This window comes from Haliscomenobacter sp. (assembly GCF_040403615.1).
Classification (GTDB): Bacteria; Bacteroidota; Bacteroidia; order Chitinophagales; family Saprospiraceae; genus Haliscomenobacter.
Genome location: NZ_JBBAKG010000002.1, coordinates 88,724 through 109,029 on the forward strand (window position 1 = coordinate 88,724; position 20,306 = coordinate 109,029).

Genomic DNA, 20,306 nt, shown 5'->3' on the forward strand with positions numbered 1-20,306 from the left:
AAGCCCTACGTGGCTTGCCTCATGTAACAAGCCCTACGTGGCTTGCTACACAGGATAAACGTAGAGTAAGCCACGTGGGGTAAGCCCTACGTGGCATTTTTTTCATAACCCAAAAAAATGTACAACAATGACATCAGAAGTAAACTATCTTGGTGAGCTCAGAACGAGCGCAACCCACCTGGCTTCTGGCAACAGCATCATCACTGATGCGCCAGTAGACAATCATGGTAAAGGCGAGGCTTTCTCACCAACTGATTTGGTAGCCACTGCACTGGCCAATTGCGCCCTGACCGTGATGGGCATTGGTGCCCGCGAGCGGGGCATTGATATGGATGGTGCGCATGCTTCCATCACCAAACACGTGGCGGCCAATCCACGAAGAATTTCAAAAATCGAAATGACGATTACTTTCCCCGTGGGTAAAACCTACGACAGCAGGGAGAAGCAAATTTTGGAGCAAATTGGTTACAATTGCCCCGTTGCCAAAAGCTTGCACCCCGATATCGAGCAAGCCATCACCTTCATCTGGCCCTAACCCCCCAAACCAAACGCTGTCATGTACGCCATATACAAAAACACCACTACCTTAAGCGGCGAAATCACCCTTGCTGGCTCCAAAAGCATCAGCAACCGCACCCTGATTATTCGAGCCTTGTGTGGGGAGCCTTTTCCAATTGCACACCTGGCCAATGCCAAGGATACCGACTTGTTGCAAGGGCTTTTGGCCAGTACCGAAGCAATTCGAGATGCTGGAGCTGCGGGTACGACCTTTCGGTTTATGACGGCTTACCTTTCTACACAGGAAGGGACGCAGACCTTAACCGGAACAGAACGGATGAAACTACGCCCTATTGGCGTATTAGTGGATGCACTCTGCAAATTGGGGGCAAATATTGAATACCTGGAAAAAGAAGGCTACCCGCCACTGCAAATTGGGCCGCCTGATAATTTCGGCATCAACAACAAAATACAAATCTCAGCAAGTACCAGTAGCCAATACATCTCCGCTTTGCTGATGATTGCTCCCACCTTGCCCAATGGCCTTGAATTGGAATTGGTGGGTAAAATTGTATCCCGGCCATACATTGAAATGACTTTGTCTCAAATGGCCTATTTTGGCGTACAACATGAATGGGAAGGCCAATTCATTTGGGTAGCTCCGCAGCAGTACCAACCCAAACCTTTTGTAGTAGAGGCCGATTGGTCGGCTGCATCCTATTATTATGCCATGGCTGCTTTTGCTACTGAAGTTGATTTGCAATTGAATGGCTTGTTTGAAGAGAGCCTGCAAGGAGATGCGGTGCTTACCGAAATCATGACCAGTTTGGGGGTCAAAACTTCCTTTAACCCAGCTGGCGTACATTTGAGCAAAACTGGAGCGCCTCTTCCCGAGGTCTTTGAATATGACTTTCTAAAATGCCCGGATTTGGCGCAAACCATTGCCGTTGTTTGTGCGGGTCTGGGGGTAATTGGAAGATTTACTGGCCTTGAAACCTTGCGCATCAAGGAAACCGACCGCATTGCCGCGCTGGATATTGAATTGGCAAAAATAGGGGTAAATGTAATTGAGGAACCCTTGACGGCTGATGGAAAGGCTTACTTTCGGATCGAGGGCAAGGCTGTTGTACCTGCCATTGCTCCTGAGTTTGCTACTTACGAAGATCACCGCATGGCGATGGCATTTGCTCCCCTGGCTTTTATGGGACCAATCAAAATTCACGAACCTGAAGTAGTGGTAAAATCCTACCCGGATTTTTGGCGCGATTTACAGGCGATTGGATTTAGCGTGGTGTGATTTCCATAAAATAATTTGGTTCAACAACGATGCTTTCATCCAATGATTTGCGGTAACCGATGTGTACCCGATCAATGTAAACACCGGTTTTCATGTAAATGCTTACGGCCTCTTTATTGTGTGCCCTTACCGTAGTGAGGTAAATATTGTTATAGCGAGTTTGGATGTAATCCGAGTTCATAAACTCTACGATAAACGCAAAAATACCTTTGGTTTTGTAAGCGGGGTGTACGCCGAAGCCTGTGCCTTTGGCTTGTCTTTGGCGGGCAAGTTTGAGTTTGAGTAGAAACAGTGGCGCTTTCCACCAATTCAATTTACCTTTTGCAAATTTAAGATAAGGATTGATGTCGGGGAAAAAAGCACAAAATCCAGCTGGTTTGTCCTCATAATACGCTATGCCCAAGAACTTGGGATCGATGATGTTTTTCACTTCGCCCATGAGTTTTTTGAACCCTTCGGGATCGGCAGGCCGAAAATGCTCGTAGTGGCCAAATGCTGCATTGTATACTTCTGTAAAATCGTCTGCATATTTTTCCAACTTAGCCGGAGTGTACGTTTCTACCTGAATGTTATTGTTGCCCGCACGAATGCGTTCAATTACGGCCCTCAAGCGAGAAAGGTCTATATCGACAGGGCAACCTTTCATGGTCAGGATCTGTTCCCAGGCAATGTAGGCATTGGCCAAAAAGAGATCATTATAATAAGGTGGGTTGTAGGTTTCTTGAAAGAGCGGTGGATCGAAGCCGGTTTGGAGCAAGCCCCAAAACTTGTCTCTACCTCCAAAGTTGATAGGGCCATCGATGGCCTTCATGCCCTTTTCGCGCAGATAAGTTTCCGCCGTTTCAAAAAGTGCCCGGGCATAATCGGGCTCATTGATGCATTCAAAATAGCCGATGCCTCCCAGTGGGTAGGGTTGGATTTGATTGTTGCGGTGGTCGATGAATGCAGCGATGCGCCCGGCAGGTCGATCTTTTTCATCCAATAACACAAATACTTTGGCCTCACCGTGGTCAAAGGCATGATTTTTACCTGAAGTAAAGGTGCCTTGCACGTCTCCTTCCAAAGGTGCAATCCAATTGGGATCTTTGGCGTAAATCCGGTGGGGAACTCGATGGAATAGTTTCCAGTCTTTGGGGTTCTGGACTTCGATGATGGTCATGGTCATTCGGTTGTGGGGGGCAAAGGTAAAACTGTAAAATTAAATTGGGACAAAATTTGGGGTTTTGCAAAATAATGCTTTGTCACTTTTTGCGATTGAGCTTAAAATTTTCTCTTTCTGGATATATCAAATTTCATACACGTGTTGAGATTCTTGATTCTTATTCCAATTTACATCAAAAATTGGAATAGTCAAATCCAATCAACAGGAGTAAATCAGCGCCTCAGTTTCTTCAACTGCTCCAAAAACCACTCTTTCATGTGCGAAGGCAGGGTTCGGGAGTTGGTGATCTGGTTGTAGAGTACCTCAATCCGCTTCTTATCGTTGTACTGAATTTTGATGAGGCGCTTGGAAGCACTGATCAATTCTTTGAACGACATCTTATGGTAAGCCAACATTTTTTTGCGGTTAATATAGGTACGCATGCTGTCCAGCAAAAATTCCAGCGCCGTAAATTCGTCTTTTTCATAGTAAAGGCGAATCAACATGGTTTTGGCCGTGAGGTTGATCAAAATGTCATCGATGTCAAATTGGATCAACAAGTCCTGAGCTCGATCATAGTCGCCTTGCTCAAAGTAAAGCCTGGCCAATGCAAATTTGACGAAGTTTTCGCGGTATTCTGGGGAGAGGTACTGCTGGTAAACCTTGATGAACTGGCTAACCCAATCAAATTCCTTGAGTGTGGTGCCTATAGCTACTATGTTTCTGAACGCCAAATGATTGAGAATTCCATTTTCAATGATGATTCGACTCTCGATGGCTTTGCGGTAAAACTCGAAGGCTTCCCGAACGAATACTTTGAATCCGATATTCATGCGGGAAATGCAATAATTGATGATCATCAGGTAAATGTCCTTTCGTTCGAGTGGGTCAAACAAGTGTTCAGAAGAAGACAGTACTTGCTTGATCTCAAAAAAGTGAAACTCTTCATCCGGGAATTTAAACAGGTTGTAAAAGTGGTAATACAACTTGATAGAGGGTTGTTGCAAGAGTGCAGGCTGAACTTGAAGGTATTGCAATACCCCCTCCAAGAGTCCTAGATTGTAAGTGGTCTTATAAATCTTTTGGTGGGACAGCATTACACAGGCCAATTTCAGTTTCCTGGTAATGAAGCTGATTTCAACCTGATCAGACATTTCCTGATAGTTTGATACCTGGGACCGTTTTTCACTGATCTGCTCAGACTTTTCTTTTTCTAGCCAATACGCCTTGTCCAGGTAATCTTCATTGCGGTAAGGGAATTCAAGAAAATCTTGCTCCAGGCGTTTCATTGCCTTATCGTACAGTTTTTCCAGTTTCCGTTCGCGAAAACTTTTCACCAGATTGATTTGATTAAGCAGACTGTCTTCTTGCCCTTTAGCATAAATCAAGTATGCCTCGGTCGATTCCTGTAAAAAATGGATCACCTGACGCATTCTTGCGTCATCATAAGCTTCTTTTGGATATAATTTCCGGTAAATTCGTTCTTTTTCCAGGCTTTTGTCATCCTCCAGGCGGTTGCCACTCGTTAGATACTCATATAATTGCACCACATCAGAGCGCTGATTATGGATCGGTGAAACCAGCCATTTCCGCAATTCGCGATTTTCTTTCTTCGAAAGTGAAGATAAAATGAGGATCAACTGACTATTTTGCATTGCTTCAAAAATATTTTTTTCAACAGCATTTTTGTCGATGTAAAGATATAAAACATTGTCAATCAAATGCTATTAAAAAGAAATTACCATGCTGGATCAGAATAAAAAGCACTTTTTTTTCAACAATCATCGATTTTTGTCTTTGTTCTCAGTGAAAAGAGGCTGCATCTTTGTATTGCATTCAGCAGTAAAGGAATTAGAATTAGCACTCATGAAACCTCGACCAACAAATAAAATGATCAATTTGCAAACTCTGGTAGTTGCGTTCATTTTATTCGTGGTGTCTGCTGGAGGTTTGAAAGCGCAAGGATGGCAGTTCAACTTTGGCGGTTCTAAAGAGGACGAAGGTTGGGCAGTCTTGCAAACTGAAGACGAAGGATTCATCGTAGTAGGATTCGGTGAATCCTTCGGCACAGACAACGACCAAAACATTTTCGTAGTGCGCACCGATATTGACGGTACGGTTTTGTGGACCAAATACTACGACGAAGGTTTTCAGGAACAAGCAAGATCAATCATCACAACGGCTGATGGAAATTACCTCATCGTAGGCAACATTGTTGGCAAACCTGGCGAGAGGGAAAACATATATCTTTTGAAAATAGACCGCAAAGGCGGTCTGCTGTGGAGCAAGCAATTTGGTGGTGTAGGAAGCGAACGCGCAAGCGACGTAGTCCTCGATTCAGACGGAGGGTTCTCCGTGATTGGAACCAGCAAAAACGCCACAGAAGAGGATGAGAACATTTTATTGGTGAAGTTCAATGCAGAGGGTGTTGCTACCTGGTCTAAGACCTACGGCACAACCCGCAAAGACGAAGGCAAAGGCTTGAGTCGCATTGGAGAAGGTTACGCATTGCTTGGCAACACACGCAGCGAAACTGGATTCGACAATAACATCGTTCTCTACCGAGTTGACAAGTTGGGTAACATTATCTGGGAACGCCGGATTGCCAATAGTTTTCGCGACGAAGGAAGAGCAATCATCACCACTCAAGATGGTGGTCTTGCCCTGACCGGAGTCATCAATGACAACGCGGATGCCTTGATCGTAAAATACGATGCCAATGGCAACCAACGTTGGATGCGCTCGATCGGATCTGAAAACATTGAAGAAGAAGCAAACGCCATCACCGAATTGAAAGATGGAAGTTTGGTGATCACCGGCTTAAAACTGGTAAGTTCAGCAAATGTAGACCTTCTGGTCGCTAAAGTAGACGCCAAGGGCAACATACTATGGGAAAAAGCCATCGGCGATGCTGAATTTACAGAAGAAGGTCGGGATATTCAAACTACCAAAGCAGGTGGGTACATTATTACAGGGTACAACGGCCAGCTACTAAACACTTTCAATGACCTGATTTTGGTCAAAACGGATGGTGCAGCAAACACAATTACCAATCGCCTCAATGGCCGGGTATTTGTGGATCGCGACAACCAATGTGATTACGACAGGGGAGAGTCCCCCCTCTCTGGCTGGATTGTAAAAGCAAGCAAAGGAGTTGATGTAGTATACGGAACGACCAATAGCGAAGGGTACTACAGCATCTTGGTGGATACTGGAGTGTACAACCTGAAAGTATTGCCTACCAATCGTTACTGGTCTACCTGCAATAGCGAAGGCGTAAATGTACGCTTGCGCAACTTTTACGACTCTTTGAGTATTGATTTTGGTGCTAAAGCGGTGGTCAACTGCCCCTTTATGGAGGTAGACATTACGACTCCTTTTTTGGCCCCATGCAGCGAAGTTGATTACGCGGTGAACTACTGCAACACGGGAACGGTAACTGCTCAAAATGCTTATGTTGATTTGGCATTGGACGGCAAGCTGACTTTTCAATCGGCTACACTTTCCGCAGAGCAGTTGGCCAATGGAAAATTGCGCTTTCGTTTGGGAAGTGTACCTACCAATGGTTGCGGTTCTTTCACTGTTAAAACTGCATTAGCATGCAACAGCATTGCCAACGGGCAATCCGGACTGGTTGCGGCTACAGTTTTCCCGGATACATTTTGTCTTGATCTTGACCCCCGCTGGGATCGTTCAAGCATCGTGGCGAGAGGCACCTGTAAGAAAGACACGATCATTTTTGAAATCCAGAATATCGGCAAAGGCGATATGAAGGAGCGCAAAAAAGGGATTGTGATCCAGGACGACGTCATCATGAAAAATGTTACCCCCAATTACCAATTGCAAAGTGGAAAAGCCATCCAAGTCGCAATTCCTAATCCGAATGGATCAACGCTCCGGCTGTTCGCAGAACAATCGGAAGGACATCCAGGAAGAAGCCTGCCAACAGTGGCAGTCGAAGGATGCGCCGAAGAAGGCAAACCAATCATAACGGGACAAGTAACCCAGTTTCCTGAAAACGATCAGGATGCATTTGTCTCGATTGACGTACAAGAAATTTTAAGCGCTGTGCAGCCGGTGGCATTAAGAGGCCATCCCAAAGGCTATGGTAAACAAAGTACCATTGATGCAAAAACCGATTTGACATTTACAGTTATCTTCCAAAATTCCGGCAGAGATACAATTCAGCGTGTAGTGATCAGAGATACCCTGAGCCAGGCAATTGACCCCACCACAGTCATACCTGGCGCCAGTAGCCACCCCTACTTTTTAGAAGTATACGAAGGCGGTATCGTGAAAATTACATTTGATAGTATCAATCTGCTTCCCGCCAACGGCGGCACTGCGCAAAAAAATTACGGATATGTTGAATTCCGGGCATCCCAAAAACCGAACAACCCTACGGGGACGGTAATCGATAATCGCGCAACCGTGTATTTCGATTACCGTTTACCCTCCGGAACCAACACCGTACGCTGGCGGATCGATCACTTCCCTGATTTTGTAAGGGTTCTTACTTCTAGTCAGGAGGTGTTCGTTCCAGGTGTAAAAGTAGACATCTACCCCAATCCTTTTAGTGAGATGGTGACTTTGGAAGTCAAAGGCCGTCAATACGATAGACTTCAACTGAACGTCTATGATCTAAACGGAAAACTGGTTCAGCAAAAGTTCTTTAACAGCAATATTTGTAATGTTTATCGTGATCAACTTGCCGCCGGTATCTATTCGTATCGGTTAGAATCTGAAGGGCAACTAATTAACACTGGTAAGTTGATCGTGCGGTAATCATAATCCCGTAAACTTTAAAAGGTTCCCTGCAAATAAAGCGGGGAACCTTCCATAAGCCAAGCTGTTTTAGACAACAAAACTTGACATTAGTTCGTTCTAATAAAGATTTTTAGGTCGTCTTATTTTTTCATGAGATTATGATTTGTTATTAGCGTGAGGCCGTACATCAGAGTGCGGCTTTTTTTTTGCCCATAACTCAACGAATAACGTTGAATTGTCATAACAAAGTCATAATGGTGCAAGTATAGGCACAATATTCCACAGTTGGATAAAAATCATATAAAATAAACAAAAATACCATAAAAAGGGTAGGGGCAACCCTGTGTGATTGCTCCTACCCTTTTTATCAAAATTCCGCATTCCCAGGCGTTCGCGGAAACGCAATCACATCCCGAATATTCGGCATTCCAGTAATAAACTGCACCATTCGCTCAAATCCCAAGCCAAAACCGGCGTGCGGTGCTCCACCAAATTTGCGCAATTGCAGGTACCACCACAAGTCTTCTTCTGGAATCCCCACTGCGCTGATTCTTTCCAGTAAAACGTCATGGCGATCTTCGCGTTGAGACCCACCAATCACCTCTCCAATTCCAGGGAAAAGTACATCCATCGCCGCAACAGTTTTGTCGTCGTCGTTGAGGCGCATGTAGAATGCCTTGATTTCTTTGGGGTAATTCCGGACGATTACTGGCTTCTTGAATTCTTTTTCCACCAAATAACGCTCGTGCTCGGATTGCAAATCGATGCCCCATTCTACCGGGAATTCAAATTTTTTCTCTTTGTAAGGTTTTGATTTCATCAAAATTTCTACGGCCTCGGTGTAAGTAATGCGTTCAAAGGCATTGTCTACTACAAAGCGCAATTGCTCGATGAGCCCCAATGCCCGACGTTTGTCTTTGGGGAGTGTATTCTGTTCTTCGGCTAGCCGCTTGTCCAAAAGCTCCAGGTCTTCCAAATGATTTTCCAGGCAATAATTGATCAGGTACTTGGTGAATTCTTCGGCCAAGTCCATGTTGTCAACAATGTCGTTGAAGGCTACTTCAGGTTCGATCATCCAAAACTCGGCCAAGTGGCGCGGCGTATTGGAGTTCTCCGCCCGGAAAGTTGGGCCGAATGTATAAATCTTACCCAGAGCCAGGGCGGCAATTTCACCTTGAAGCTGGCCAGATACCGTCAGATTGGTCGCTTTGCCAAAGAAATCCTGTCCGAAATCTACTTGTCCATCTTCGGTGCGTGGAGGATTGTTGACGTCCAGGGTCGTTACGTGAAACATTTCACCAGCACCTTCGGCATCGCTCCCAGTGATGATCGGCGTATTGATGTAAAAAAATCCCTGATCGTTGTAAAACTTGTGGATGGCAAATGCAATGGCGTGGCGCAAACGAAATACCGAACTAAAAGTACTTGTACGCATGCGGAAATGCGCATTGGTGCGCAAAAACTCCATGGTTTGCGCTTTCGGCTGCATCATGTAACCATCTTCGGGGTTACATTCGCCCAACACCTCGATTGAATCTGCCAATACTTCAACGGCTTGACCTGTACCCTGAGATGCAACAAGTTGCCCAGTAATGCTCAGGCAAGCGTGGAATTTGATTTTTTTAACAATGGATTCGTCAATTTTGTCGGTATCCAATACGATTTGCAAAGTATTGGGGCTGCTGCCGTCATTGAGGGCAATGAAGCGGTTTCCTCGGAATGCCCGAACCCAACCCATTATGGTCACATTTTCGTTGAGCGCAGGTTGCGCCAATACTTTAGCAATTTCAGTCCTTCTCATTTGCGTTTATTTAGGCGGGGCGAAAATAACGATAAAATTACAAAACCCGGTAATTATGGCGGATTTACAAAAACCGTTTGCGCAATTCCGGAGTAGGAATCATGCAAGTTTCACTTTTGCCAAACCAGCGGTAGCGATTGCTGGCCACCCAATTGTAGAGGCGATTGCGCAAAGCACGAGGAATCAATTTAAAAACCAGCAATAAACGCCAGAACCCACCCAACCTTCGACAAATCTCTAATGGGACATCAGAATGGGTGAAAATCTTCCCGTTATCGTACAAAATCACGGTATTGAGTTTATCAATTGGCAAGTTGGCTTTGGTCAATATTTCCTGGCCAAATTCGGATTGCAGGGCCGCAAACTGGAATTTGCCTTGTGGATCGACGTTGATGGTGGTTTGTACAAATCCATTGCACAAATTGCAGACCCCATCAAAAAGAATGACTGACTTCATAATACTTGAGGTGTTGATCAAATGGTTCAGATAACGGACTCAAACCATTCAATTAAACAAACAAGGCTTGATACAGTTCTTCTACTTTGCTGATTGGGCGCAATTTGATGCCAAATCTTTTTTGATCCAGCCCTTTGAGGTTGTATTTGGAGAAATAAATTTCTTTGAATCCGAGGCGCTCCGCTTCCTGGATGCGCTGCTCGATCCGATTCACCGCCCGGATCTCCCCTGATAGTCCAACTTCAGCTGAAAAGCAAATGTTGCTGGGTACGGCTACATCTTCCAAGGAGGAAATTAACGCACTGACAATGGCCAAATCGATGGCCGGGTCGTCTACTCGAATGCCGCCGGCCAAATTAAGAAACACGTCGTTCATTCCAAAGGGCATTCCTCCCCGTTTTTCCAATACTGCGAGCAGCATGCTGAGGCGCCGCAGGTCAAAACCGGTGGCCGAGCGCTGAGGCGTACCATACACTGCTTTACTAACCAGGGCTTGGGTCTCGATGAGCATCGGGCGCATGCCTTCCATGGTTGCGGCAACTGCGCTGCCACTCAAGTCTTCTTCTTTTTGAGAAAGCAACAACTCCGAAGGATTGGATACCTCTCGCAATCCATTGGCTTGCATTTCGTAGATGCCCATTTCGTCGGTTGAACCAAAACGGTTTTTAATGGTGCGCAAAATGCGGTAAGTATAGTGCTGGTCTCCCTCAAACTGGAGTACCGCATCTACAATATGCTCCAATAGTTTGGGACCGGCAATTGATCCATCTTTGGTGATGTGGCCAATGAGAAATACAGGAACATGGCTGGTTTTGGCAAAACGTTGCAAATCTCCGGCACATTCCCGCACTTGCGAGATGCTTCCTGGAGTGGATTCGATGTAAGGAGATTGTAAAGTTTGGATGGAATCGATGATGAGCAGGTCAGGCTGGAGCTCGCTTGCGAAGGCAATGATTTTGCTCACATTGGTCTCGGTTAAAATGTAGCAATGGTCTTGCGAATGGGGCAGTCGATCGGCGCGCATTTTGATTTGCTCCTCACTTTCTTCGCCAGAAACATACAATACTTTGTTTTTCAACTGTAAGGTGACTTGTAGCAAAAGTGTGGATTTTCCAATGCCGGGTTGGCCGCCAATCAAGATCAAAGAGCCGGGTACAATGCCCCCTCCCAAAACGCGATTCAGTTCGCTGTCGGGAGTAACCAGGCGCATCATGTTGCTGGCTTGAATATCTGTAAGAGCCACTGGTTTCGGGCTATCTAGCGGGCCTTGCTTGGGATTCCAGGCATTTTTTGCCGTCTCCTGAGGGGTTTCTTTGAAAATAATTTCCTCCTGGTAGGTATTCCATTCTCCGCAAGCAGAGCATTTGCCCATCCATTTTGGAGAAGTTGCTCCACACTCGGTACACGCAAATATTTTTTTTACCTTAGCCACACTGTTAGTTTTAAATCCAAAGATACAACACAAAATGATTAAAAAAAGAAATCATTCGGACTCCATATATTTTTATGCTAATTTTAGCGTTTCCAATCAAAGGCAAGTTGTTAATTTTTTTAATTGAATAATTCTTTTTGTTAATTATTTGTTAAATGAGTGGTTCGAAATTGCCTATTGCGTTTTTTTGGAGTATTGATACAATAGAATTCAAATCTCTTTGAAAAAGAGTATTCATATGTAGATTGTTTTCATTTGGTTTTTTGGGGTTATTCAGGGCGTCATTTTAAGGCGCCCTGCTTTTTTAGGGCCAAACTGCTCAGTAACCTTGCCCATCAACTAATGAAAACATAAGCCCGATCCACAACTCCTGCCAATGGTGGATTCATTTTGCTCAAACGAACCTCAATTTTGCTGGCAAAAGGAAATTGGGATTTTAAGCGATTGTGGATGCGTTGCACCAGTGTTTCAATCAAACGCGTGGTTTTTTTCATCTCCAGTTTACAAATTTCATAGATCATTTCGTAGTTGACCGTACCCGTAAGGTCATCGGCCATAGTTACTTCGCGCATGTTCTTGTCGCCAATTTGCACATAAACATCCACGATAAAATAAGTGTTGGTAGCCTGTTCTTCCTCGTAATACCCATGATTGGCAAAAAACTGCATACCCTCCAGCGCGATCGTCGTCATAAATAAGATGATTTTACGGAGCAAAAATACGAATTGTGAGTGGGATAAATCTGTATTTTTGCAGTTTGGAATACTCTTAACCATAAAAATCCAATGATATGTCCTTAGAAAACGGGGCGAATACTCAGCCAATTCAAAAACGAGCAAAGGAAGATCGTTTTCAAAGCCACGATTATTACAACATTGATGATCTGCTCAGCGAAGACCACCTGTTGGCACGAGAAGCAGTGCGCTCTTGGGTAAAACAGGAAGTAAGCCCGATCATCGAAGAATATGCAGATCGCGCTCAATGTCCAACCCATTTGTACAAAGGCCTTGGCGAAATTGGCGCTTTCGGCCCCAGCTTACCCGCTGAATATGGTGGCGGCGGAATGGATGAGATCGCTTATGGCATTGTCATGCAAGAGCTGGAGCGCGGCGATTCGGGCATCCGTTCCATGGCATCGGTGCAAGGATCACTGGTCATGTATCCGATTTACAAATACGGTTCGGAAGAACAACGACGCAAATACCTACCCAAACTGGGCAATGGCGATTTCATCGGCTGTTTTGGTCTGACTGAACCGGATCATGGATCGAATCCCAACGGAATGGTCACTAACATCAAAGACGATGGGGATTCCTACATCCTAAATGGGGCCAAAATGTGGATTACCAACTCACCATTAGCAGATGTAGCCGTGGTATGGGCCAAAGACGAAGGTGGGGTGATACGTGGCGTAATCGTTGAGCGGGGTATGCCGGGGTTTACAGCGCCCGAAATTCATGGTAAATGGTCTTTGCGCGCTTCAATCACGGGTGAACTGGTTTTTGAAGACGTACGCATACCCAAAAGCAATTTGTTGCCCAATGTTCAAGGCATGAAAGGTCCACTTTCTTGCTTGTCGAAGGCCCGGTATGGGATTGCCTGGGGTGTTTTAGGAGCTGCACTGGATTGCTACGATTCGGCATTGCGTTATTCCAAAGAGCGCATTCAATTTGGTCGCCCAATCGGTCAGTTTCAACTCACGCAGAAGAAACTGGCTGAGATGATCACTGAAATCACCAAAGCGCAACTTTTGGCGTGGCGACTGGGTACTCTGGCCAATCAAGGCAAAGCTACTCCTGCTCAAATCTCGATGGCCAAACGCAACAACGTCAACATGGCATTGGAAGTGGCCCGTGAAGCCCGTCAAATTCACGGCGGAATGGGCATTACCAATGAATATCCCGTAATGCGCCACATGATGAACCTCGAAACTGTGCTGACCTACGAAGGTACCCACGATATTCATTTGCTGATTACCGGCATGGACGTTACCGGACTAAATGCTTTTCAATAAAAAGTGAAAGAGAAAAGGCAATAATTTGATCGGAAACGGTAGTTTTGTACCAGTGAAAGGTTTGGCGCTTGTTTTTTTAGATGCTAAGCCTTTCTTTTTTTGTTCAAATCAAATAATTTGAGCAACAAAAGACCATTTAGTACTTTTCTAACGTTTCTTGTTTGATTAAGGAAACTATCCGAAAATACTGTTATATGAGGAGTCAATCAATCTTGTTAAGCGCACTGGTACTTGTTTTCGGAGGAACCAGGAGTTTCGCACAAGCTCAGGACAATAAAATTTACCTCAAGAATGCTTCTTTTGAGGACACGCCGCGCCATAGCCAAACCCCAAAAGAATGGATTGACTGCGGATTTTCTGGAGAATCGCAACCTGATGTGCAACCAAGCGGCGAATTTGGAGTAACCATGTTGCCGCAACATGGAGAAACCTATCTCGGATTGGTGGTTCGGGACAATTCAACCTGGGAAAAAGTGAGCCAACGCCTGACCAGTCCAATGGAAGGCGGCAAATGCTATGAATTCAGCATCTATTTGGCCAAAAGCCCGCAATACCTCAGCCTGAGTAGAATCAGCGAAGAACGGGTAAACTATGTCAAAAATGCTAAACTGAGAATTTATGGTGGTTTTGGGGCTTGCCAAAAAACACAGCTTTTGGCTGAATCACCTTTGGTGGGGGGCTACAATTGGAAGGAGTTCAGTTTTAAATTCGAACCCAATGACAATTATACGTACATCACCTTCGAGGCATTTTATCAAACTCCAAACTTGTTTCCTTACAATGGAAACTTACTTCTTGACAATGCTTCACCGATTGCGATGGTTCCCTGCAAGGAAAAGCCTGTGGTGATTGTCAAGCAGCCTGCGGCCCCTAAACCCAATCCCGATACGCCAAAAACCAATATTGGAACCAAAAATCCTCCAAGGAATACTCCGATTGAAACCAATGATCCCCCAAGGGCAAAGCCCAAAAAAGATCCGGTTGTTGAACCAACGGTTACAGTCAAGTCGCCTCTTAAAGTACTGGAAAACCCGAACCTGGATTCAGTCAAAACCAGTAATTTAATGAAAGGGCAAACCTTGCGGATTCGATCCATCGTGTTCAATACCAACGATACCACCCTGAACCGAGCCTCTTTTGTGGATTTGGATAAGCTAAGTTTTTTCCTAAAACAAAATCCGAAGGTGATGATTGAGATTGGCGGCCACACCAACGGTGTTTGCGATGATGAATATTGCAATAGCCTGTCCCTCAATCGGGCCAAAGCCGTTGCCAATTATTTGATTAATAACGGAACGATGGCCAGCCGTTTGCAAATGAAAGGCTATGGCAAAACGCAGCCTTTGTCAGGTGTCAAAAATGATCCCCTCAATCAAAGGGTGGAGATAAAGATTTTGGAATTGTAAATTTGTACAGGATGATCAGGGAATCCTTGAGAAAGTATTTCTTGATCATCAACGATTTGAAACGTTGCCCTTATGTGTAAGTCGTTTTTTTACTGTGGATTATTGATCCTTGCTACCCTGATCAATGCAAGTGCACAAGATACATTGAGCCATCTGCAAAATCCCTCTTTCGAGGATGTTCCTCAAGCAAACCGCACGCCTATTGGTTGGGTAAATTGCAGTGCAGACCCCGCTTTAGCGCCAGATATACAACCCAGTGGAGATTTTGGCGTAACGACTCCTGCACAGCATGGCAAAACCTATCTGGCCTTAGTCGTGCGCGACAATGAGACTTGGGAAAAAGTCAGCCAAAAATTAAGCCGCGCGCTGAAAGGAGGCAAATGCTATGATTTTAAAATTTTCCTGGCCAGAAGTATGGAATACATTGGCCGCAGCGAAGCCAAAGGTGGACAGGCGAATTACAGTACTCCCTCAAAGCTGAGGATCTATGGTGGCTTTTCGCTTTGCGACAAGCAGTTCTTGTTGGCCGAATCCAACCTCATCATCAATTACCGCTGGTTGGAATACAATTTCCACCTTGAGCCGATTGACGATTATACCCACCTTACTTTTGAGGCATTTTACAAAACGCCCAACCTGTTTCCCTACAATGGCAATATTTTACTAGACAATGCCTCCGCGATCACTCCTTCTGAAGAATGTGAAGACAAACCCAAAGAAGCGCCCGCAAAACCGGTAGAACCTCCAGTGGCCATCCGAGATACGGCAAAGACGCTTCCGGTTGAAAAAACAGTGCCAATTGTACTGGTAAATCCCGACCTCAATACCCTGAAAACCTCAGACTTGCAGCAAGGGCAAACGTTGCGCATGACCAGTATTACCTTTGCGGTCAACGATACCCTCATCAATCGGGCATCATATCCCCAGTTGGAGGTGTTGCTTCAGTTTATGAAAAACAATCCCAACATCGTCATCGAAATTGGCGGTCATACCAATGGATTGTGCGATGATTCGTTTTGCAATCGATTGTCATTGCGTCGTGCTTCTGCGGTGGCCAGTTATTTGGTGGCAAAAGGCATACCCGCCCAGCGCCTCGTGATGAAAGGTTACGGCAAAACACAGCCCATCTCTGAGCTTAAGAACGATCCTAAAAACCAAAGAGTAGAGATAAAAATTTTGAACCTGAATTAAATGCTTGACCTTTCAGTCCCCAATTTCCAGGTCTTTTCTATTTCCACGCCCGACGATTCTGCTTTGGAAGCCTTTAAAACCAAGGCCATTCATTGGTTGCAGGATTTTGAGCAATTTTGCTGTCTGGACTCCAATGCGCAGCAACAAGACCCCTACCACCAATACGATTTGATGCTCGGTGCAGGTTGTCTGGATGCGCTGATCTGTAGGGCAGGAGAGGAGGCTATCCAACAATTGACTCACTTTCAAAACCAAAATTCAGGTGCGTTTCTTTTTGGATATTTGGGTTACGACTTAAAGAACGAGGTGGAGCAATTGTCTTCAGGCCATCCTGACCCACTTGGTTTTCCCGATTTGTGCTTTTTTATTCCAGAACACCGCATCGAAATCAGACAGCATACAATCCGTATTGCATCCGCTACTCGATCACCACAATCCATTTATCAGGAAATTCAAAACCTGGTAGTCAAACCCAAAGGAAAAAAACTGGATGTAGCGTTGCAACCTCGCATCAGCCGTGAAACTTACCTAAGTACCGTTCAGGCCATCCGCAAAGAGATATCACTCGGGAACATCTACGAAATGAACTTCTGCCAGGAATTTTATAACCCGGCAGCAGCGCTCGATCCTTTTGAGGTATACTTGCTTTTGCGCGAAGCAACTCAAGCTCCTTTTGGCGCATTTTTTCGTTGGCATGACCACTTTGCACTTTGCGCCAGTCCGGAGCGTTTTTTGGCCAAACGCGGGCCAAAACTCATTTCACAGCCCATCAAAGGCACTATTCGCCGAGGGAATGACCCGCTTGAGGATCTTGCCTTGCGAAACGAACTTTTTCAAAGCCCCAAAAATCGGGCAGAAAATGTGATGATCGTTGATTTAGTACGCAATGACCTGGCCCGCAGTTGCCAACCTGGAACGGTTGTGGTGGAAGAACTGTTTGGCATTTATGGCTTCCGTACTGTTTTCCAGATGATCTCCACGGTAAGCGGCATTTTACAAGACAATATTTCGGCCATCCAGGCCATTCAATATGCCTTCCCGATGGGTTCCATGACGGGCGCCCCCAAGATTCGCAGCATGCAACTGATCGAAAAACTGGAGCAATGCCGGCGTGGCTTGTACTCCGGCGCCATCGGTTACTTTGCCCCCAACGGCGATTTTGACTTCAATGTGGTGATTCGTAGTTTGCTCTACAACCAGGCCAGCAGCTATCTCTCCTTGCAGGTTGGTGGGGCCATCGTTTTTGATTCTGATCCGGAGGCAGAGTATGCCGAGTGCTTGTTGAAGGCTGAAAGGATTATGGGGGTGCTGAGTGGGGAGGATGAAATGGGTGAATGAAGTAAATGGCAACTCTCGCAATCTTAAAAAATAAGGCAATGCCCTTCATTTAAAGGGCATTGCCTAAATTTCTTCTCGTAACCTTACTGCCTACGCAACAAGCGCATTTCTCTCTTCAGTTCCTGTATTTCGATTTCTTGCTCCCGTAAGCGCTCTTGCAAGTCCTCGTTTTCGGCTTGCAATTCATCCAGTTCGCGGCGTAATTCACTGCTGCTTCCTTTGAATAGATTGAAACCTTCGCTATTGTCGGTACCCTTTTCCTCGTTGGATTCCACGGTTTCTCCGATGTGCAAGAAACGCTTGATGTTGCCAATTCCATCCTGTCCGTTGTAATAGGAAGCGCCAAGATAGGCCAGTGGCGCAACAAACAACATGATGATGAAAAATCGCGCGAATCCAGTCATTTTAAATTTCCCAGCCATGATGATTAATTTTCTGCAAAAGTAAAGCATCCCATTGCGGAAGTAAACTAGATTCTACTGACGTAGGAAAATTCTGGATAAAAACCTCCATCAAGTCTAATATCTTTGCAAAAGCAGTCCAAATTTGAAAACGAAAACTAAGTCATGGAGCCATCATCCCACCGCACCCGAGCCCAGGAATCCCGAGCCGCCGTACAACGTTTGTACATCGCCATGCGCCACTTGTTCATTCGGGGCAGTTACAAACCGCTGGGTTTGTCAGGCGATGCCATGATTGAGGCCCTAAAAACCCTGCAACCCGAGATTTATGGTTCTATCAATGACGCGGAAAGGGTTGAACTCAACGGTTTGCTGTATGTCTTTCAGCGGTTGCCGCGTGGCATAGAGGAATGCCGCTTCGTACGCCTGATTACCCGTGAGGGCTATCAAGATTCGGGTTTTGAGCCTCTGGTACCACCCCGCCGCAAACGCAATTGCTACCGCATCGATGAAGAACAGATGTTTGTAGAGATGACCCGTGGCCGCAGTGATATTTACGACATCATGACGCACCTCACCTTTATGTACATCGAGGCGGAGAAAATTCGGCGCAACAGCGAAGACTACAAAGACCGCAAACGCCGCGAATGGGCATTACTAGAGGCACTGGTAGAAAAGGAATTGAAAGGAGAAGCCATTGATGAAGAGGTCGCCTACACTTATCTGAGCGTATTGTTGGGTCGTACCTATCAGGATACCCTGGATGCCGCGCGCAAGTTCGCCGCTGATTCCAACTCCAACAGTCTTTTTCACGTGACTTACTGGCTGGGGCGTCTGGCAACTGAAGAACATTGGGACAACCAGGATCGCGAAATCAGTTTTTCTTCGGCGCTGCGCGAAAAAATTGGCCACCACGTGCTAGGGGAGGCCTGGGCAGCCAACATCAAACGTTTTTTGCACGAGAAAGGCCTGGAGCATCGCCCCTTGCACATCATCAGCGCGAATACCCACAGCATTATGAACTGCCTGTATGCTCCCGCTGCCTTGAAAGGTTTCACCAGCTCGACCCAAATTGAAGACCTAGCCCGGGAGTTGAGCATCGAAAGCAATGGCGATCTTCGCAAAAAAGTAAGCAATTGGGCTGGTCAACACGGCATGTACGAACTGGACGACTACAGCGGCACCAATATTCCTGCCCAAATTTTTGATCTTTCATTGATTGATCCTGCTACCCTTTCTCCAGAAATTACCTGGAACGTGGCTTATATTCAACAAGAAAAACCCATCCTCTTTGTGATGGATTATGCTTTTGGTGAACAGGCTTTCGAAACCCTGGATGAATTGTTCAAACCTTACGAAAATGAAGGTGGTCGGCGGGTTATTCCCGTGAAGTCAATTGGCATTATGGGCAAAGCAGGTATTCTGGAAGGCGATAAAGGCGACATCATGGTACCAAACGCCCATATTTTTGAAGGCAGTGCCGACAATTACCCCATTGACAACGACCTCAGCAAAACCGATTTTGAAGGGCAGGGGTTGCAGGTATTTGAAGGGCCAATGATTACGGTACTCGGCACCAGCTTACAAAACAAAGACATCCTGCGGTATTTCCTCAAATCTTCTTGGAAGGCCATTGGGTTGGAGATGGAGGGCGCACACTACCAAAAAGCGATCCAGGCACATGCGCGCATTCGAAACAATATTCCTGCTGATGTGGTAATCCGTTATGCCTATTATGCTTCGGACAATCCATTGGAAACGGGCAGTACACTTGCTTCTGGAAGCTTGGGACTCGATGGTGTAAAACCTACTTACCTGATTTCCATCAAGATGCTGAACAAAATTGTTGGTGGGTAGTGGACGGATAGTCAAAAAATACGCTGACGTCTGAATTCACTCGGGGTGCAGGTGTCTGGACACGCGATGCCCAAGAAATATACAATGTACCCATCGCCATTCAAGCTGGTCGAGTCTGGGTCAATTGCTACCACTCGTACCCTGCTCATGCACCATTTGGCGGATACAAAAAATCTGGTTTTGGCCGCGAAACGCATAAGATGATGCTCGGCCATTACCGCCAAACCAAAAATATGTTGATCTCTTACAACAAGAGTAAACTCGGATTTTTCTGAGGAAAGGAAACGAAATAAGTGTTCATTTTTGTTAGATTAAAGGATTGTTAAGGCGTTTAAAATGAAACGGTTACTCGGCTAATTCTCTAGCAAAATGAACACTTAATTTTTCATCGCCCCTTAGAGACACATGATTGCCTCATTTTTGATCCCGCTCGAATGGGCGCCATTGGTTTTTTAATCCCAGAAAAGGCACAAATGTTTTCAAAATCTCCTTCCCATTCATACCAATTTTGCGCATACGAATTAAAGTGATTGCAGGAATGTAAAATATTACCAAGTACTTGAATGTTGAAATCGCTTGTTCAAGCGGAAGTAATAACCCTATGAGGGCTGGTGGAATCAATAATGCAATTAGATAAATTGTTCTGGTCATGTTGTTGCTTTTTGGATTATCAATTAATTGAGGGTTACAGGCTGAAATTAAAAAT

17 protein-coding genes are annotated in these 20,306 nt (G+C 45.4%); 9 read left to right on the forward strand and 8 right to left on the reverse strand.

Features of this window, described 5'->3' with window-relative positions; genetic code table 11:
• The first annotated feature begins 127 nt into the window (after positions 1-127).
• Positions 128-535, forward strand: a complete 408-nt coding sequence (locus ABW391_RS01400; protein ID WP_353480020.1) for an OsmC family protein — start codon at positions 128-130, stop codon at positions 533-535.
• 21 nt (positions 536-556) lie between these two features.
• On the forward strand, positions 557-1,795 hold the full coding sequence (locus tag ABW391_RS01405; RefSeq protein WP_353480021.1) for a 3-phosphoshikimate 1-carboxyvinyltransferase: 1,239 nt from the start codon (positions 557-559) through the stop codon (positions 1,793-1,795).
• Here the strand turns inward: ABW391_RS01405 and ABW391_RS01410 are convergent.
• Positions 1,782-2,954, reverse strand: a complete 1,173-nt coding sequence (locus ABW391_RS01410) for a GNAT family N-acetyltransferase (protein ID WP_353480022.1) — start codon at positions 2,952-2,954, stop codon at positions 1,782-1,784. The two genes, ABW391_RS01405 and ABW391_RS01410, sit on opposite strands and share 14 nt — an antisense overlap.
• Positions 2,955-3,169: 215 nt before the next feature.
• Positions 3,170-4,591: a tetratricopeptide repeat protein gene (locus ABW391_RS01415; protein ID WP_353480023.1), complete on the reverse strand. Its 1,422-nt coding sequence runs from the start codon at positions 4,589-4,591 to the stop codon at positions 3,170-3,172.
• Positions 4,592-4,826: 235 nt separating this feature from the next.
• Here ABW391_RS01415 and ABW391_RS01420 point away from each other — a divergent pair, with 235 nt between their 5' ends.
• Positions 4,827-7,721 (forward strand): DUF7619 domain-containing protein, encoded by a 2,895-nt coding sequence (locus ABW391_RS01420; RefSeq protein WP_353480024.1) that lies wholly within the window; start codon positions 4,827-4,829, stop codon positions 7,719-7,721.
• Positions 7,722-8,070: 349 nt separating this feature from the next.
• Here the strand turns inward: ABW391_RS01420 and asnS are convergent, their stop codons facing one another.
• The 4 genes from asnS to folB form a co-directional block, all read right to left on the reverse strand.
• Complete coding sequence (asnS, locus tag ABW391_RS01425; protein ID WP_353480025.1) at positions 8,071-9,504, reverse strand: asparagine--tRNA ligase; 1,434 nt, start codon at positions 9,502-9,504, stop codon at positions 8,071-8,073.
• Between the two features lie 64 nt (positions 9,505-9,568).
• On the reverse strand, positions 9,569-9,961 hold the full coding sequence (locus ABW391_RS01430) for a thiol-disulfide oxidoreductase DCC family protein (RefSeq protein ID WP_353480026.1): 393 nt from the start codon (positions 9,959-9,961) through the stop codon (positions 9,569-9,571).
• 52 nt (positions 9,962-10,013) lie between these two features.
• Positions 10,014-11,393, reverse strand: a complete 1,380-nt coding sequence (radA, locus tag ABW391_RS01435; protein WP_353480027.1) for a DNA repair protein RadA — start codon at positions 11,391-11,393, stop codon at positions 10,014-10,016.
• A gap of 335 nt (positions 11,394-11,728) precedes the next feature.
• Positions 11,729-12,085, reverse strand: coding sequence for a dihydroneopterin aldolase (gene folB / locus ABW391_RS01440; RefSeq protein WP_353480028.1), 357 nt, complete (start codon positions 12,083-12,085; stop codon positions 11,729-11,731).
• Positions 12,086-12,183: 98 nt separating this feature from the next.
• Between folB and ABW391_RS01445 the strand changes: the two genes are divergently transcribed.
• The 4 genes from ABW391_RS01445 (at position 12,184) to ABW391_RS01460 (ending at position 17,342) form a co-directional block, all read left to right on the forward strand.
• A complete protein-coding gene (locus ABW391_RS01445; protein ID WP_353480029.1) occupies positions 12,184-13,407 on the forward strand; it encodes an acyl-CoA dehydrogenase family protein in 1,224 nt (407 codons plus the stop codon).
• A gap of 194 nt (positions 13,408-13,601) precedes the next feature.
• Positions 13,602-14,813 (forward strand): OmpA family protein, encoded by a 1,212-nt coding sequence (locus ABW391_RS01450; RefSeq protein ID WP_353480030.1) that lies wholly within the window; start codon positions 13,602-13,604, stop codon positions 14,811-14,813.
• Between the two features lie 72 nt (positions 14,814-14,885).
• Entirely contained in the window at positions 14,886-16,004 is a 1,119-nt protein-coding gene (locus ABW391_RS01455) for an OmpA family protein (RefSeq protein ID WP_353480031.1), read from the forward strand.
• Entirely contained in the window at positions 16,005-17,342 is a 1,338-nt protein-coding gene (locus ABW391_RS01460) for an anthranilate synthase component I family protein (protein ID WP_353480032.1), read from the forward strand.
• Positions 17,343-17,425: 83 nt separating this feature from the next.
• On the opposite strand, the gene ABW391_RS01465 is transcribed toward ABW391_RS01460, so the two are convergent.
• Positions 17,426-17,764: a hypothetical protein gene (locus ABW391_RS01465; RefSeq protein WP_353480033.1), complete on the reverse strand. Its 339-nt coding sequence runs from the start codon at positions 17,762-17,764 to the stop codon at positions 17,426-17,428.
• Between the two features lie 144 nt (positions 17,765-17,908).
• Between ABW391_RS01465 and ABW391_RS01470 the strand changes: the two genes are divergently transcribed.
• Positions 17,909-19,600 carry a DUF6909 family protein gene (locus tag ABW391_RS01470; protein ID WP_353480034.1) on the forward strand — a complete coding sequence of 564 codons (1,692 nt, stop codon included), beginning with the start codon at positions 17,909-17,911 and terminating at the stop codon, positions 19,598-19,600.
• Between the two features lie 23 nt (positions 19,601-19,623).
• Positions 19,624-19,875, forward strand: a complete 252-nt coding sequence (locus ABW391_RS01475; protein WP_353480067.1) for an aldehyde dehydrogenase family protein — start codon at positions 19,624-19,626, stop codon at positions 19,873-19,875.
• 139 nt (positions 19,876-20,014) lie between these two features.
• Here ABW391_RS01475 and ABW391_RS01480 read toward each other — a convergent pair whose 3' ends face one another.
• Positions 20,015-20,251, reverse strand: coding sequence for a hypothetical protein (locus tag ABW391_RS01480; protein WP_353480035.1), 237 nt, complete (start codon positions 20,249-20,251; stop codon positions 20,015-20,017).
• Positions 20,252-20,306: the final 55 nt, after the last annotated feature.